Origin of the sequence: Nocardia sp. 348MFTsu5.1, from assembly GCF_000383535.1 — a bacterium.
GTDB classification, from domain to species: domain Bacteria; phylum Actinomycetota; class Actinomycetes; order Mycobacteriales; family Mycobacteriaceae; genus Williamsia; species Williamsia faeni.
This window is the reverse complement of record NZ_KB911511.1, coordinates 256864-270989: the sequence shown is the minus strand read 5'-3', so window position 1 is coordinate 270989 and position 14126 is coordinate 256864. Positions and strand designations below refer to the sequence as shown.

Here is a 14126-nt window from a genome sequence, read left to right as displayed (position 1 = left end):
GATCGCTCCCGGGACGACGGTCAGGTATGACCATCATCGGCGCCGATGTGCCGACCCGCATGAGTAGTTGACTACCTGATCTATCGGCTGCGAAATCCGGGGTCGTCCAAGCCGCGGACGATGTCGCACGGCCACGGCGTAGGCGAGGAATGGCGTCCCAGGCAATCGGCGCCATACACGCCACCCTCGGGCTGGTGCGCCTTCAATTTCCGCTTCGCGGCCTTCTCGGCCCGCACCGCATCGGCCGTTCGGCCTGCGCGCACGGTAGTGCGCTGCCACCACGCAAGGATCGAGCCGTTCTGCTGCGCTACGAGGTCATCTGCCATGGTCATGAGCCTAACCCGTGCCGGCTTGCGGAGAACTCAGCCCGGCACCACCGTGACCGGGAACCCACCGTACCGAGCCATGCCGGTCACCAGGTCGATCTGGTCTTTGTCGGTGAGGCGGTTGACGTTTGCGGCCAGCGGATGCCCGTGCGGTATCGAGACCGCGCCGCGGCGGATCGAATCATCGACCTTCGCGAGGCCCGTCAGTTCACCGGTCGCCGTGCGGACGGTCACCTGCTGCCCGTGCACAACTCCGGCGGCCGCGGCGTCGGCGGGATTCAACAACACCTCGGGAGGTTCGCCCAAATAGCCCAGCTGCGAGTTCAGCTTGCCGTGCTGCCGGCGCGGCACCAATACCAGATCGGCCGGCTCCTCCAGCGCGGCAAGTTGATTCACCAGCAGGGCAGGAGCGAGCCGCCAACCACCGAGCCGTTCGACATGCGCGTCGACCCAGGCCGCCGGTACCTCGTTCGGGACCTCGACCCAGCCCTTTTCGGCAACTTTTTCGATCGGCATACGGGCGCCCATCATGATTCCGGTGAGCATCGCGTCGTCGGTCACCTGGTCGTTGCTCGTGTCGGCCAAGTCGTATCCGAGCCGCCGGCCGAGCTCGGCGAGCACCCACCAACCCGACTTCCGGTCACCCACGGGCTCGACGACGGCCTCCGTGTGTTGCGAGGTGACGCGCGGTAACATGATGTCCCACAACGTCACATCGGCGCGCTCGAGCTGATCTTTCGTCGGCAGGACGTGGGTCGAGAGGGCTGTTGTCTCGTTTCCGATGATCTCGATCGTGGCGAACACCTCCAGCTTCTCGAGCGCTGGGACCAGTGCCTCGGCATCGGGAAAGGCCGTCACGAGGTTGCCGCCGAGGTTGAGAACCGCGCGGATGTTGCCGGCGTTGATCTCGTCGGGCAATACCGCGCAGGGCCATTCGTCGAGGAACGAATGCGTCTCGGGCCGGCTGCGCGGACCGGGCCCGAACGATCCCTCCGCCGGCGACACGGGGAGCTCGAACGATTCCAGCTGATACCCGAAGCCCGGGTGAAACCAGTAGCCGCCCTTGCGATTGAGCGAACCCTTCACCGCCATCAGCGCCCACGAAAGCCATTGCGTCACATTGGCGCTCGACGACATCGTGACACCGGTTCCGGTATCGACGGCAATCGGCCCGGCTCGCCGGACGGCCTCGCAGAGCGAGATGAGGTCGGCTTCGGCGATGTCTGCCAACCTCGCGGTGTGCTCGATCGTGAAGTCCGCCACCGCATCTGCGAGGATCTCGACATCCGCGGTGTGGTTGTCGATGAAGTCGCGGTCGGCGCCGTCGACGAGCATCTCTCGCACCAGGCAGGCGAGTACGGCATGGTCGGTGCCAGGCCGAGGCGCCAGATGTCCGGTCGCGAGGCGAGCGGTCTCGGTCCGGCGGGGATCGAGGACCCAGATCTCGGCTCGTTGCGCCAATTCCTTCAGCGTGCCTTTTGGGTTGGGCATGGCAATTGTATGACCATGGGACACAACCGGATTGGAGCCGATCAGGATCACGAAGTCGGTGTTGACGTAGTCGGGCCGGCCGGACAAGGCGGTCGAGCCTCCCACCAGGTCGGAGATCAGAACCTTGGCCGTACCGTCGATGGTCAGCGGACTGAACTTGGCGGGGGTGCCGATCGCCGCGTGAAGCCCCTGCGCGATTCGATAGCCCGCGGCGTCCATCCCGAGTCCGGAACCGAAGAATATGCCGACCGAATCCGGGCCGTACTCGTCGATGATGGCGCGCACCTTGGTGGCCAGATCGTCCAGGCACTCGTCCCAGGTGGTGGGTTGCAGCTTGCCGTCGACCCGCATCTCCGGGCGTTCGATCCGGTCCGGGTGGTGATGCATCTTCGGCAGTGCGCGACCCTTCGTGCAGGTGTAACCCTGCGACCGCGGATGGTCCCGATCGCCGCGCACGTGGGTGACCTCGTCGCCGACGACATCGACAAGAATTCCGCACACCGAGACGCAGACCCGGCAGAAACTCCGGACCGTCCTCGTGTTCTCCACCTCATGAACAGTCATCGCAACCCTCTCGGCACCCCGCATGCCGGAACCATACTCTGATTGACCGAAATGACGTTTGGGAATTGAAGAATGCTGTTCTTGCTGTACGACGGAGTGTTTCAGAGGTCGATGACGACGCGTCCGCCACTGGCGCGAGAGACGCAGATCAGCATCTCGTTCTCCTGTTCCTGCGGGCTGAGCCGACTGTCCCGGTGATCCGGCGTGCCACTCAAAACCCTGGTTCGGCAGGTACCGCAGAATCCCTGACGACATGAATACGCCACGTCGGGGACTTCGGCGCGGACCGTCTCGAGCATCGAGCGATCCGCTGGGACCGTGAGCACCCGCCCCGACCGCGCCAACTCGATCTCGAACTCGACGCCGTCCACGACGGGTGGCGCGCTGAACCGTTCGAAGTGCAGCTCCGTCGCCGGTGTCTGGCCGAAACCGCCGAGGACTGCATCGATCATCGGGCCGGGTCCGCAGCAGTAGACGGCTCCGCCGGCAGAAGCGTGCTGCAACAACTCCGCTGCATCCGGGGTGCCGTGGTCCTCGTCGGTCCGGATCAGCACCCGGTCGCGCTCCCAATCCTCGATCTCGTCGAGGAATGGCAGCGAGCTTCGCGATCGGCCCGAGTAGACCAGGAACCAGTCGATGCCGAGCTCGCGCGCTTCGCGGACCATCGCGATGATCGGGGTGATACCGATGCCCCCGGCGATGAACAGCGCGCGCTCATCGGCGACGAACGGGAAACCGTTGCGAGGAGCTCGCGTCGTGACCTGCGCGCCCACCGACAGCTCGTGCATTTCCCACGACCCGCCCGCCGCGGGCATCCGGCGGACCGCGATCTGATAACTCGATCGATCCTGACGGTCACCGCACAGCGAGTAATGCTTGCGCCGGCCGGAAGGCAGATGCAAGTCCAGATGTGAACCCGCATCCCACGTCGGCAATTGTTCGCCATCGGCAGCTTTGAACGTCAATTGAACGACGTCGTCGCACACCATCTTCCGCTCCGAAACCACCAACGTGATCAACGGGTTTCTTTTACCTGCGGCATACTCGTCCCGATATTCGAACCCACTGAGGCTGGCGAAGATCTTGTCCAGGCCGTCGGTGATCAATGCCAGCGTCTGGTCCGGCGCGTCACGGTCGAAGAGGTCCGGCGGGATCTCCCGGCCTTCCCGAAACGATGTGACCAACCGCGAGACCCGCCGGGGGCTGAACTTCATTTGTTCGCGGCCCGCGCGGCGGGCGACGCCGCGAGGTACCGCACGGCCTGGGCAGTCGAGCCTTCCTGACTGGGGTGATACGAACGCCGGAAGTACCGGGCACTGGCGCGGAGCATCGATCGGCCGTTGGGAAACAGGCCCTGTTTGGTCACGGCGCGCCAATCGGACCACCGCACCCGACGACTGTCCGGAGTACTCAGAGTCGGGTCGTTCTGCATGAGAAACCGCACGCCCCTGGCCCAGCACCAGACCATGGTGGGAGCGATCAGCAAGTAGGCCCGGACCCGGCGGCTGTACCGGGCGTCGAAGTACTCCAACACCTCAAATGCGACGGAGCGATGTTCGACTTCCTCGGCGCCATGCCATCGAAGCAGGTCCAGCATCGTGGGGTCGACGTCGGCGTCGTCCATCCGGGTTTCATTGAGCGCCCAGTTGCCGAGGAATGCGGTGAGGTGCTCGACGCCGGCGATCAACGCCAGTCGTTCGACCAAACCGTGACGCGGATTCGCATCTTCCGATGGTCGTTTCGTGAGTGCGACGCCGAACAGGTAGTTCATCTGTTCGGTGAACGGCGTGGGATCGAGTCCCTGGTCCTTCAGGAACTGCAGAACAGTGGTGTGGGCGCTCGCGTGCATCGCCTCTTGACCGATGAATCCGATGACGTCCTCACGAAGGTCCTCGTCATCGATATACGGCAACGCTTCTTTGAATGTCTCGACGAACCACTCTTCACCTGCGGGAAGCGCCAGGTGCATCACATTCATCAGGTGCGTGGCCAGGGGACTTCCGTCCATATAATGCAAGTGCATATCGGCCCAGTCGAACGAGACGTTGCGGGGCTGGATCATCAACCGGATGTCGGATTCGGATCTCACGGGGTGACTGACCTCCTCTGGGGCTCGGCCGAACACCCCTCGGGTACTGCCGTCGCAAGCTTTCGTTCGCCGACCGTAACACGCTCTGGGTAGTTACCAAATCGCATTCCCAGCGAATTTCAATTCGGAGATAGTTGGTTTGATAACGTAATTCATTCGTTTCGACGTCGTGCTTGCATTCGACGGCAACGACGTTTTTTTCGGAAGTTAACGACGACTCTGTTTTCTGAACCAAATCCATGACCGGCAACCGACTTTCGCTGAGCCGGACTCGGCGAACACTGTTACGTTCGGCTGGCTGGATCTGTCCGACGGTGTGTTCGCTTTGGCCGCAGCCGATCCCGCGTTGCCGGCCACTCTCGAGAAGTACGGCACACTGGCCGACTTCGACAACACGCACATCTATTCGTCCGTGGAATCAGCCGTCGCCGCGTTCGCGGCCACCGGTCAGTCCTGATCCTCTTCGGCCGGGATGATCTCCTCCACCTCACCGCGACCGAGCAGGGTGGCGGTGAGGGGGAGGATCAACACCGTGATCGCGCCGGCCGCGACGAGGATCGACGCGTTGGTCGGGGTCATCGGACCGGCGTCGACCGCAACCGTGGTGACCGCGACGATGAGTGGCAGCCCGGTGGTTGAGTACAGGGCGATCTGCGCGCGCTCACGCTTATCGAAGGCGCGGCGACCGTCGTCGGCCTTTTCGAGCCGGGTGGCGATGAACACCGGCAGTCCACGCACGAGCAAGAGCATCACAATTGCCAGCACGAGCACTTCGGGCCGCTGCACCACACCATCGACGTCGATGTTCATTCCCGACGTCACGAAAAAGACCGGGACCAGTAGGCCGAAGGCCAGCCCGCCCAGCTTTGTTTCGAGCCCCTCGTGACCCGTCGGCAGCGTCCGGCGCAAGATGAATCCGGCGGCGAAGGCCGCGATGATGATGTCGAGGTCGAATGCGGCAGCAAGGGCGATCAACCCGACGAGGAGCAACACCGTCAGGCGTACCTGCGTTTGCGACGTGGTGTCGGCACCCTTTTCAATCACTGCTGCCAACCTGGATTGCGAACCGCCGAACCGCCGGGGCACGAGGGCGACGCCGACCGCTGCGACCGCGAACAAGCCAAGCACCAGCACCGAACCTGCCGCGCCGCGCACACCGAGAAGAACCGCCATCGCGATGACCGGGCAGAGTTCACCAATCGCTCCGTGATTGAGAATGGTTCGGCCCATACGCGTCTCGACCAATCCGCGCTCTGTGAGAATCGGCAACAATGTGCCGAGCGCCGTCGAGGTCAGTGCGATCGCCGTCGCGACCTCAGCTCGGATCGTAATTACGTGGGCGAGTGAATATACGACCGCGAATGCCAGTGCCAGACAGCACAACCAGGTCACCAGTGCTCGACGTCCGCCGCTACCGACCAGTTCACGTTGGTCCAATTCGTATCCGGCGAGGAGGAACAGCAGACCGAGCCCGAGTTCCTGGAGCATGTCGATCTCAGGTGAGATCGCGGCGATGTCGATCCCGAACGGTCCGATGATGATTCCGGCCGCAAGGAGCAGTACCACTTCGGGGATCAATCGCCCGGGCACCGCTGCCGCCAGCAGCGGCGCGATGGCTGCCGCGAGCACGATCCAGAACAGTGACTCGGCGACCTCGGCTGTCATTGCCCGACACCCGTTGAAAGACCTGTTAATTCGCCTGATCCCCGGCGCATGATCATCAGTTTGTCTTTCTTCTTGGCTGGATTTCGTAGACGATACGACACCGGACACCATCAAGTGCAACAGTCATCGGGAGGAGGTAATCGATGACTCGACGAAAGCAACGCCTCGAAGCATGGTGGGAGTACTTGCTCGGTGCAATGTGGGTGCTGCCCATCACCGCGATGGTGCTGTCGATCGCGCTCGGTGCCGCTCTCTCCCTGGTGGACATCCCCGAGTCTTCGTCGTACCACTGGCTGGTCTTTCAAGGCAGCCCCGACGACGCACGCAGCCTCTTGATCGGAATCGCCGGCACCACCATCACCGTGATCGCCCTGATGCTCGGGCTCACCGTTGTTGCCCTACAACTGTCGTCGACGCAGTACTCGCCGCGAATCGTCAGGAACTTCCTACGCGACCGGCCAAATCAGATCGTGCTCAGCGTGTTCGTCGCGACCTTCGCGTACTCGGCTGCCGGCCTGTACACCGTCGGTGTCTCGGCCGGCCGCGACACCGAATCGTTTCCACGTGCGGCGGTCTCGGGGGCCATCGGCCTGCTGTTTCTCAGCCTCGGCGCTCTGGTGTACGAGGTCCACCACATCTCACATTCGATGCAGATCGACGAGATCATGCGCCGAATCGGTCGCAACACCACAGCGGTGATCCATAACCGGCTCACTCACGGAGACGATGACGCCGAGGTTGTGCCCATCCCGCCGGCTGACGCCATAGCGATCGCGGCCGTGCATTCCGGGTATGTGCAGACCTTGCATCCCGATGCCGCGATCGACTACGCAGCCGGCCATTCCATACACATCCGGTATGCCATGCCGGTCGGCGCACACATCGTCCGCGGATCACCCCTGGCGTGGGTGTGGTCCGACACCGGAGCAGAGGTCGATGCCGACCGGTGCGCGGTACTGATCGCGGAGTGTGTTCGGGTCGGCTTCGAACGGACCCTCGAACAAGACGTCCCGTTCGGTATTCGTCAACTCGTCGACGTCGCAGCCAAGGCTCTGTCGCCCGCTGTCAATGACCCGTACACCGGTGTGCAGGTGATCGACCAGCTCGCAACGATTCTCGCCATTCTCGCGACCCGCCGCCTGGGCCCCACGGTCCACCGGCCGACACCCTCCGCCACTGTCACGACACCAGCCCGCGACTTCGAGGGTTACCTCGATTTGGCCTGCGGACAAATCCGCCGCTACGGCGCAACGGAACCGGCAGTCGCGCTCGCACTGATCGAGATGCTCAGTTCGGTGGCGAGCTGTCTCGGACCGGAATCGGCGAGTCGCCGCGCTGCGCTGGTCACACAGCTGGATCTGATTCTCGACGACGCCCACCGGAACATCGCTCAACCCGCAGATCTGGAACCGGTGGTTCGTCACGCAGAGAAACTGAAGAAGCTCCTGGAGCGATGACCTCCCACCCGCTGACCGGGAAACGGGCTGCTCATCGGGGGTGGTCCATGCAAACATGTCACCGGATTGGACCCACGGGGACGGAAACCCGGCTTCAACAAGGGGATACGGAAATGACGACCGACGGCATGTTCGACGACACCAACTATTGGCTCCTCAGGTTCGCCGACATCCTTGAAGTGATCGACGCACAACAGCTGACGGCCGAGGACCTCGCGCCACTCACGCTGCACCTTGAATACCTTCACGAACGCAACAGCAGCCCCGATTACGGCGTCCGTCCGATCGACTCCACCCGGCCGCTGCTAACGGTCGTCGCGGAACCGTAGAACGAGCGGCGAGATTTTCGATCAGGCCAGGATCGTGGAGCCGATGACGGGAATCGAACCCGCGTGTTCAGCTTGGGAAGCTGACGTTCTGCCATTGAACTACATCGGCGTGCGACCTCAGGCCGCGAGAGCGATATTAACAGGCACCGCCAGGAATGCGCGTGGCGCGCTCGGTTTGGAACAATCCGGTAGCGACCGAGTTCGCTATGCGCTGACGTTTGGCCGTCGATCCGGATTGTCAGACCCCTGATCTAGTCTCGAATGTATGTTCGGCATGGGGGATGAATCCGCTGGTGGGGACGCAGAAATCAGTCCTGAGGAGCTGCGTGCGAATGAACTGCTGCGCGACACCGAGCTCGCGCGGGCGCAGCAGGGTCAGCTGGAATGGCAGCGCTATACCGCGGCGGCGGAGTTGCATGCCTTGTTGGTGGAACCATCCGCGGGGACCGAGGCGGAGATGCGGGCAATTGATCCGTTCGCGCAGTGTGCGGCGAGACTGTCTGCCTCACAGGAGATCACGCAGCACACCGCTGAGTTGCAGATCAACCGCGCGTTGGCGTTGCGGGATCGTCTGCCCGCGGTGAATGCGTTGCTGAAGGCGGGGCGGGTGGCCGCGGAGTACATTCCGGACGTCGTGTCTCGTACCGAGTTGATCGACGGGTCGCCGCATCAGGCAGAGATTGATCAGGTAATCGCTGCAACGTTGGGTCGGCGGGGGTCGTGGTCGAAAAACCGGATGCGGGACATGGTCGACGCGATCATCTTTCGCCGCGACCCCGATCTGGTCCGTCAGGCCCGCGAGGATGCGAAGAACCGGCGTGGGGTGTGGGGCTCGCACGCCGATCACGGCATGGCCGTCCTGGAGGGACAGTCCACCGCTGAAGAAATGACGATGATCATGGCACGGCTGGAAAAGCTGGCCACGTCGACGTGCAAGGCCGATCCGCGGCGCAAAGCTGATCGGATGGCCGACGCGTTGTTTGCGACGGTGATGGGCCGCGAGTTCGGTTGCCAGTGCCCGGACGACCCGAAACACCCGTGCACGGCCGAGATCGTCACGGTCCCAGCGGATCAGGTGATCTCGGGTGTGGATGTGAAGATCGTTCTGCACGTGATCACCGATCAGGCGACGCTCGAGGGGACGGCGGACAATCCAGGGTTCCTCGATGGGCATGGGGTCATTTCCGCCGCTCATGTCCGCGACATCGCCGACCGCACCGAAACAGTCCAGCGACCGATGGGCAACAAGACTGAATCTGCACAACCTGTGGTGCCGGAACCTGTTCAGCCCGAACCTGAACCGACAGAGCCGGAAACGAAACCTGGCAAGCCCACCGTGTACATGCGGTTGCCGGAAAACCCGACTCTCGGTGAGTTTTCGGATAGGGGCGACACGGTGGATGCGCCGTTCGCGCAGATCGTTCCACTGCCTGCCGCCCAGCCAGGTGACATGTACCGTCCGTCGGTGGTCCTTGACAGCTACATCCGGATCCGGGATTGCTATTGCGTGTGGCCCGGCTGTGACAAGAAGGCGTGGGGCGCTGACCTCGATCACACTCACGAATACAACCACCACAATCCGGATGCCGGTGGCTGCACACATCCGTCAGAGATGAAGACACTCTGCAGGTTTCACCATTTGTTGAAGACCTACAGCGACTGGCTCGACGACCAATACCCGGACCCGCGGACTGGACGCCCGCGGCTGATCTTCACCACTCCGGAAGGCCGCAGCTACGACGGACCGGCGTGGACCGGTGATGATCTGTTCCCGACACTTCGGCTGATCGTCTTCGACGACCAGCGCGGCTCACCCGGCCGGCCACCGCCCACAGCACCGGACTCTCGACAGCAATCACGCACCGCCGCGAAACATGCACGCCGCCAACAAGAACGACTACGGAACCGCAGAATCCGCGAAGAACAGGAAAGGAAAGATCCGCCGCCGTTCTGATGAAACTGGTCTGTGCGTCAGACGATGCCCGTGAAGTCGAGCTTCGCGATTCGCTCGGGATCGGAGACGATGTTCATCGCCACCACGCGATTGTTGGCAACTGTGAATGACGCGATCGCGGAGACGTCGTCGCCGCTGAACGACAACACACCGTAGCCGCCATTCACGCGCACGAGTTGACTGCGTGCGTTCGCTGCCCGGTAGATGATCGCTCCGCGGCCGACCTGGTCGGCGCCCACCAGCTCCATCGGGGCCTTGTCGGGCGCGTGGTCGTTGCGCAGCACGATGTTGGGGTCGAGCACGGTCATCAGTGCCTCGAGGTCGCCGCCACGTGCCGCGGCGAGAAACGCCTCGACCACGCGGCGTTGCTCGGACACCCGCGGGGACTGAATTGTCGCTCCCTGCACCCGGGTCCGCGCCCGGCTGGCCAGCTTTCGCGCTGCTGCGGGGGTCTTGTCCACGATCGGTGCGACTTCGTCGAACGGCATCGCGAACAGGTCGTGCAGAACAAATGCCAATCGTTCGCTCGGAGTCAACGTCTCCAACACCACCAGCAAGGCAACACTGACCGAATCGGCCAGCAACGCTTGGTCTTCCGGGTCATCTGCGGAATTCAGCGGAGCCACAATCGGATCCGGTACGTGGACGATGTCCAAGGATTCTTCGTGGCGCGCCCGCCGCGACCGCAACATGTTCAAACATACCCGCGAAGTGATCGTGGTGAACCAGCCGCCGATGTTTGCGATGTCATCGGTGTCGGCGGCCGCGACCTTCAGCCACGTTTCTTGCACTGCATCCTCGGCCTCCGGCAGCGACCCCAACATTCGATAGGCGACCGCGCGCAGATGTCCGCGATTGGCCTCGAACTCGGTGAGCAAAAAGTCGTTCCCGTCCATCGGTCACATTTCCTTTCTCCGGGGTGTCAGAGCTATGAACCGCCCGACACCGCCGATGTGACAACACACCGCCGGCCAATCCTGAGGAGCACACCATGTCCGCACGTATGACCAATCCCGCCACCATCCTGCCGCAGTCCCTCAAAGGTGTGGGAAGCCTCCTCGGCGCGCTCGAGGACAGTGGACTTCCGCTCGTCCTGCGCGAACTGATCAGCCTCCGGGTCAGCCAGATCAACGGTTGCGCAGCCTGCGTCTACGGCCACGTCGACACCTTGCGTAAAGAAGGAGAGTCCGAGGACCGCGTCAACACGGTGGTGGTCTGGCGCGAATCGCCATTCTTCACCGACAGCGAACGAGCGGCCTTGAACCTGGCGGAAGCAGCGACGCGGCTCGCTGATTCGCGGGCGACCGCAGTTCCGGACGAGATCTGGGACGACGCTGCCGACCACTTCGACGAGAAGGCGCTGGCGGGTGTAGTCCTGCAGATCGCCTTGATCAACTTCTTCAACCGGATCAACGTCACCATCCAAGAACCCGCAGGCACAACGTGGAGCTGAGCAGCAGGCAGCTAACCTCGTCGTGTGCTGCTCTCAGACCGCGACATCCGTGCCCAGATAGCTGACGGCCGGTTGGCCATCGAACCGTACGATCCGGAGCTGGTCCAGCCGTCCAGCATCGACGTCCGGCTCGATGGTCTTTTCCGGGTTTTCAACAACACCCGCTATACCCATATCGACCCTGCTCAGCGGCAGGACGAGCTGACCACGCTGGTCGAGCGGACCGAGGGGGAGCCGTTTGTTCTGCATCCCGGCGAGTTCGTCCTCGGGTCGACGCTGGAAGTCTGCACCCTCCCCGACGACCTCGCGGGGCGTCTCGAGGGCAAGTCATCGTTGGGTCGGCTGGGCTTGCTTACGCACTCGACCGCGGGTTTCATCGACCCGGGCTTCACCGGCCACATCACGCTGGAGCTCTCGAACGTCGCCAACCTACCGATCACGCTGTGGCCGGGGATGAAGATCGGGCAGCTGTGCGTGATCAAGCTGTCGAGCCCGGCAGAAGCGCCCTACGGCAGCGCGGCCGCCGGATCGAAGTACCAGGGCCAACGCGGCCCCACCCCGTCGAAGGCGTACCTGAACTTCCCGCAGAACCAGACCGACTGAATACGGTGGCCGACGCGCCACCTGATCGTTGCCCGATGGCCAACCGCGTTCGGTACCCACAGGGGTATGAAGGTCACGGTTTTCGGATGCGGCTACCTCGGAGCCACCCACGCTGCATGTCTGGCCGAACTCGGGCACGAGGTTCTCGGGGTCGATGTCGATGAGGCGAAGGTCGCCGGACTGCAGAACGGCGACCTCCCGTTCTACGAACCCGGTCTGCCGGATGTGCTTCGGCGCAACCTCGCTGCCGGACGCTTGCAGTTCACCACAGACTACGACCGGGCCGCGGCTTTCGCCGATGTGCATTTCCTGGGCGTCGGCACCCCGCAGAAAAAGGGTGAATACGCAGCGGATCTCCGCCACGTCTACGCGGTGATCGACGAGTTGGCGCCCAGGTTGTGCGGTGACCACCTGATCATCGGCAAATCAACCGTGCCTGTCGGGACCTCAGAAGAGCTCAAGCGGCGGGCGCGGAGTGCGTCCGGTGACGGCGCCGAGATCAACATCGCGTGGAATCCGGAGTTCCTCCGCGAAGGACACGCCGTCGACGACACCCTGCGTCCCGACCGGATAGTGCTGGGGATCGACTCAAGTGATTCAGCTGGTAGCGCGGAAGCGCAGGTGCGCGATCTCTACAGTGCGATTCTGGCGACCGGGACCCCGTTCCTCGTCACCGATCTGGCCACCGCCGAATTGGTCAAGGTCTCGGCGAATGCCTTTCTCGCAACCAAGATCTCATTCATCAACGCCATCAGTGAAGTATGCGAGGCCAGCGGCGCCGATGTGTCGATGCTGGCCGATGCCATCGGGTTCGACGATCGAATCGGACGCCGATTCCTCAATGCGGGTCTGGGTTTCGGCGGTGGATGCCTGCCCAAGGACATCCGTGCATTCATGGCCCGCGCCGGTGAACTCGGCGCCGATCAGGCCCTGACGTTCCTGCGTGAGGTCGACTCCATCAACATGCGTCGCCGCACCGCGATGGTCGAGCTGACGACAGAGGTGTGCGGTAACACCCTGCTGGGCAAGAACATTGCCGTGCTGGGGGCCGCGTTCAAACCGGAGAGTGACGATGTGCGTGACTCGCCTGCGCTCAACGTGGCCGGACAACTACAGCTCAAGGGAGCCGCGGTCAGTGTTTTCGACCCGAAGGCAATCGACAACTCCCGCAAGGTATTTCCAACGCTCACCTACGCAGATTCGGTACACGAGGCCTGCCGGCAGGCCGATGCGGTGCTGGTCCTGACCGAGTGGACCGAGTTCGTACACATGGACCCGGCGGCGCTGCGACCCCTCGTCCGCAACATGAATGTGATCGACGGCCGGCGATGCCTGGATGCGGGCGCGTGGCGGCGGGCCGGATGGTCCTATTCGAGCCTCGGCGGCCCCGTCCGTGATCTGCGGGGCTACGTCGCGTCCCGGGTCTAGTCGCGGCCCAGGTAGTCGTCGAGCTGATGGGCCAAATCGCGGTCCAGCGCGCGGTCGAGTGCGTTGTGCGCGGAAATTGATCCGGCCTTGCGCATTTCGCGCATCAACTCGGCGGCCCATTCGGATTCGGAGTCGTTGCCGGGGATCCAGCCATCGCCGTGTCCTTCGGTCATGACGGTGCGCCCGGCCGAGATCATGGTCGAGGCGACCTGAGCCATGTCCCTTTCGACCCGTCCGTGGACGTCGAGGATCATCGACAGGGAGATGCCGAGTTTGGTGAGTCTTCCGAAGGCACGCACCGTCTCTCGGTCCAGCAGGGTGTAGCTGTCGCCGTTTCGCTCGATCAGGCCGAACTCGATCAGCTTCTCGTGGTGAGAGGGGTTGCCGGAGTTGAGCAATGCTTTGAGGCCCTCGGCGGAGATGTTCTCCGTGTGCGCGGTGGACCACGGTTCGGTGACCACTTCGCGGAGGCCGAGAACATCGGCGAGATCGGCGCCGTGTGAGATCCCGTGCAGGAAGTCGCCGATGTGCCGGATGGTGAACCCGCGGAGCAGGAGGTTGTTGATCACCTTCAGCCGGGCCAGGTGGCTGTCGGTATAGATCGCGATGCGGCCACGTCGCGTCGGTCGGGGAAGCAGTCCCCGATCCTGGTACCCGCGGACGTTTCGGGTGGTCGTTCCCGCGGCCCGCGCCAGGTCGTCGATCCGGTACTCGGTCATCAATCCGCTTTCGATCCCGCAGGGTCATCGGCCAGTGTTCACAGAGGT

14 protein-coding genes and 1 tRNA gene are annotated in these 14126 nt (G+C 63.3%); 7 read left to right on the top strand and 8 right to left on the bottom strand.

The window, feature by feature from the left end:
- Positions 1 to 80: 80 nt before the first annotated feature.
- The 4 genes from H290_RS0107615 to H290_RS0107600 form a co-directional block, all read right to left on the bottom strand.
- Positions 81 to 332 (bottom strand): hypothetical protein, encoded by a 252-nt coding sequence (locus tag H290_RS0107615; RefSeq protein WP_020106192.1) that lies wholly within the window; start codon positions 330 to 332, stop codon positions 81 to 83.
- A 30-nt stretch (positions 333 to 362) separates the two neighbouring features.
- A complete protein-coding gene (locus H290_RS0107610; RefSeq protein WP_028462918.1) occupies positions 363 to 2381 on the bottom strand; it encodes a molybdopterin-dependent oxidoreductase in 2019 nt (672 codons plus the stop codon).
- Positions 2382 to 2482: 101 nt separating this feature from the next.
- The gene (locus H290_RS0107605; protein ID WP_020106190.1) at positions 2483 to 3595 is read right to left on the bottom strand and encodes a PDR/VanB family oxidoreductase; all 1113 of its coding nucleotides are present in this window, start codon (positions 3593 to 3595) and stop codon (positions 2483 to 2485) included.
- On the bottom strand, positions 3592 to 4443 hold the full coding sequence (locus H290_RS0107600; protein WP_051121928.1) for a metal-dependent hydrolase: 852 nt from the start codon (positions 4441 to 4443) through the stop codon (positions 3592 to 3594). Before H290_RS0107600 ends, H290_RS0107605 begins: the two co-directional genes overlap by 4 nt.
- Positions 4444 to 4795: 352 nt before the next feature.
- Between H290_RS0107600 and H290_RS31930 the strand changes: the two genes are divergently transcribed.
- The gene (locus H290_RS31930) at positions 4796 to 4927 is read left to right on the top strand and encodes a hypothetical protein (RefSeq protein ID WP_255327725.1); all 132 of its coding nucleotides are present in this window, start codon (positions 4796 to 4798) and stop codon (positions 4925 to 4927) included.
- Here the strand turns inward: H290_RS31930 and H290_RS0107590 are convergent.
- Entirely contained in the window at positions 4918 to 6135 is a 1218-nt protein-coding gene (locus H290_RS0107590; protein WP_020106187.1) for a cation:proton antiporter, read from the bottom strand. The two genes, H290_RS31930 and H290_RS0107590, sit on opposite strands and share 10 nt — an antisense overlap.
- 143 nt (positions 6136 to 6278) lie before the next feature.
- Here H290_RS0107590 and H290_RS28045 point away from each other — a divergent pair, with 143 nt between their 5' ends.
- Positions 6279 to 7592 carry a DUF2254 domain-containing protein gene (locus tag H290_RS28045; protein WP_036518393.1) on the top strand — a complete coding sequence of 438 codons (1314 nt, stop codon included), beginning with the start codon at positions 6279 to 6281 and terminating at the stop codon, positions 7590 to 7592.
- Between the two features lie 113 nt (positions 7593 to 7705).
- Positions 7706 to 7921 (top strand): hypothetical protein, encoded by a 216-nt coding sequence (locus H290_RS0107580; RefSeq protein ID WP_020106185.1) that lies wholly within the window; start codon positions 7706 to 7708, stop codon positions 7919 to 7921.
- Positions 7922 to 7956: 35 nt separating this feature from the next.
- On the opposite strand, the gene H290_RS0107575 is transcribed toward H290_RS0107580, so the two are convergent.
- Positions 7957 to 8030: transfer RNA gene (locus H290_RS0107575), tRNA-Gly, on the bottom strand.
- Positions 8031 to 8186: 156 nt separating this feature from the next.
- Between H290_RS0107575 and H290_RS28040 the strand changes: the two genes are divergently transcribed.
- Positions 8187 to 9875: an HNH endonuclease signature motif containing protein gene (locus tag H290_RS28040; protein ID WP_020106184.1), complete on the top strand. Its 1689-nt coding sequence runs from the start codon at positions 8187 to 8189 to the stop codon at positions 9873 to 9875.
- A gap of 17 nt (positions 9876 to 9892) precedes the next feature.
- Here H290_RS28040 and H290_RS0107565 read toward each other — a convergent pair whose 3' ends face one another.
- The gene (locus H290_RS0107565) at positions 9893 to 10771 is read right to left on the bottom strand and encodes a sigma-70 family RNA polymerase sigma factor (protein WP_020106183.1); all 879 of its coding nucleotides are present in this window, start codon (positions 10769 to 10771) and stop codon (positions 9893 to 9895) included.
- Positions 10772 to 10866: 95 nt separating this feature from the next.
- Between H290_RS0107565 and H290_RS0107560 the strand changes: the two genes are divergently transcribed.
- From H290_RS0107560 to H290_RS0107550, 3 genes are all read left to right on the top strand, one after another.
- Positions 10867 to 11328: a carboxymuconolactone decarboxylase family protein gene (locus tag H290_RS0107560; RefSeq protein ID WP_028462917.1), complete on the top strand. Its 462-nt coding sequence runs from the start codon at positions 10867 to 10869 to the stop codon at positions 11326 to 11328.
- Positions 11329 to 11352: 24 nt separating this feature from the next.
- Positions 11353 to 11931: a dCTP deaminase gene (gene dcd / locus H290_RS0107555; RefSeq protein WP_020106181.1), complete on the top strand. Its 579-nt coding sequence runs from the start codon at positions 11353 to 11355 to the stop codon at positions 11929 to 11931.
- Between the two features lie 66 nt (positions 11932 to 11997).
- Entirely contained in the window at positions 11998 to 13359 is a 1362-nt protein-coding gene (locus tag H290_RS0107550) for a UDP-glucose/GDP-mannose dehydrogenase family protein (protein WP_020106180.1), read from the top strand.
- On the opposite strand, the gene H290_RS0107545 is transcribed toward H290_RS0107550, so the two are convergent.
- The gene (locus tag H290_RS0107545; RefSeq protein WP_020106179.1) at positions 13356 to 14078 is read right to left on the bottom strand and encodes a MerR family transcriptional regulator; all 723 of its coding nucleotides are present in this window, start codon (positions 14076 to 14078) and stop codon (positions 13356 to 13358) included. The genes H290_RS0107550 and H290_RS0107545 overlap by 4 nt on opposite strands.
- Between the last annotated feature and the right edge of the window lie 48 nt (positions 14079 to 14126).

Excerpts from the sequence above, each read along its gene's own strand:
- H290_RS0107615 (WP_020106192.1), bottom strand. The coding sequence starts at position 332 with ATGACCATGGCAGATGACCTCGTAGCGCAGCAGAACGGCTCGATCCTT.
- H290_RS0107610 (WP_028462918.1), bottom strand. The coding sequence starts at position 2,381 with ATGACTGTTCATGAGGTGGAGAACACGAGGACGGTCCGGAGTTTCTGC.
- H290_RS0107605 (WP_020106190.1), bottom strand. The coding sequence starts at position 3,595 with ATGAAGTTCAGCCCCCGGCGGGTCTCGCGGTTGGTCACATCGTTTCGG.
- H290_RS0107600 (WP_051121928.1), bottom strand. The coding sequence starts at position 4,443 with ATGATCCAGCCCCGCAACGTCTCGTTCGACTGGGCCGATATGCACTTG.
- H290_RS0107590 (WP_020106187.1), bottom strand. The coding sequence starts at position 6,135 with ATGACAGCCGAGGTCGCCGAGTCACTGTTCTGGATCGTGCTCGCGGCA.
- H290_RS28045 (WP_036518393.1), top strand. The coding sequence starts at position 6,279 with ATGACTCGACGAAAGCAACGCCTCGAAGCATGGTGGGAGTACTTGCTC.
- H290_RS0107580 (WP_020106185.1), top strand. The coding sequence starts at position 7,706 with ATGACGACCGACGGCATGTTCGACGACACCAACTATTGGCTCCTCAGG.
- H290_RS28040 (WP_020106184.1), top strand. The coding sequence starts at position 8,187 with ATGTTCGGCATGGGGGATGAATCCGCTGGTGGGGACGCAGAAATCAGT.
- H290_RS0107565 (WP_020106183.1), bottom strand. The coding sequence starts at position 10,771 with ATGGACGGGAACGACTTTTTGCTCACCGAGTTCGAGGCCAATCGCGGA.
- H290_RS0107560 (WP_028462917.1), top strand. The coding sequence starts at position 10,867 with ATGTCCGCACGTATGACCAATCCCGCCACCATCCTGCCGCAGTCCCTC.
- H290_RS0107550 (WP_020106180.1), top strand. The coding sequence starts at position 11,998 with ATGAAGGTCACGGTTTTCGGATGCGGCTACCTCGGAGCCACCCACGCT.
- H290_RS0107545 (WP_020106179.1), bottom strand. The coding sequence starts at position 14,078 with ATGACCGAGTACCGGATCGACGACCTGGCGCGGGCCGCGGGAACGACC.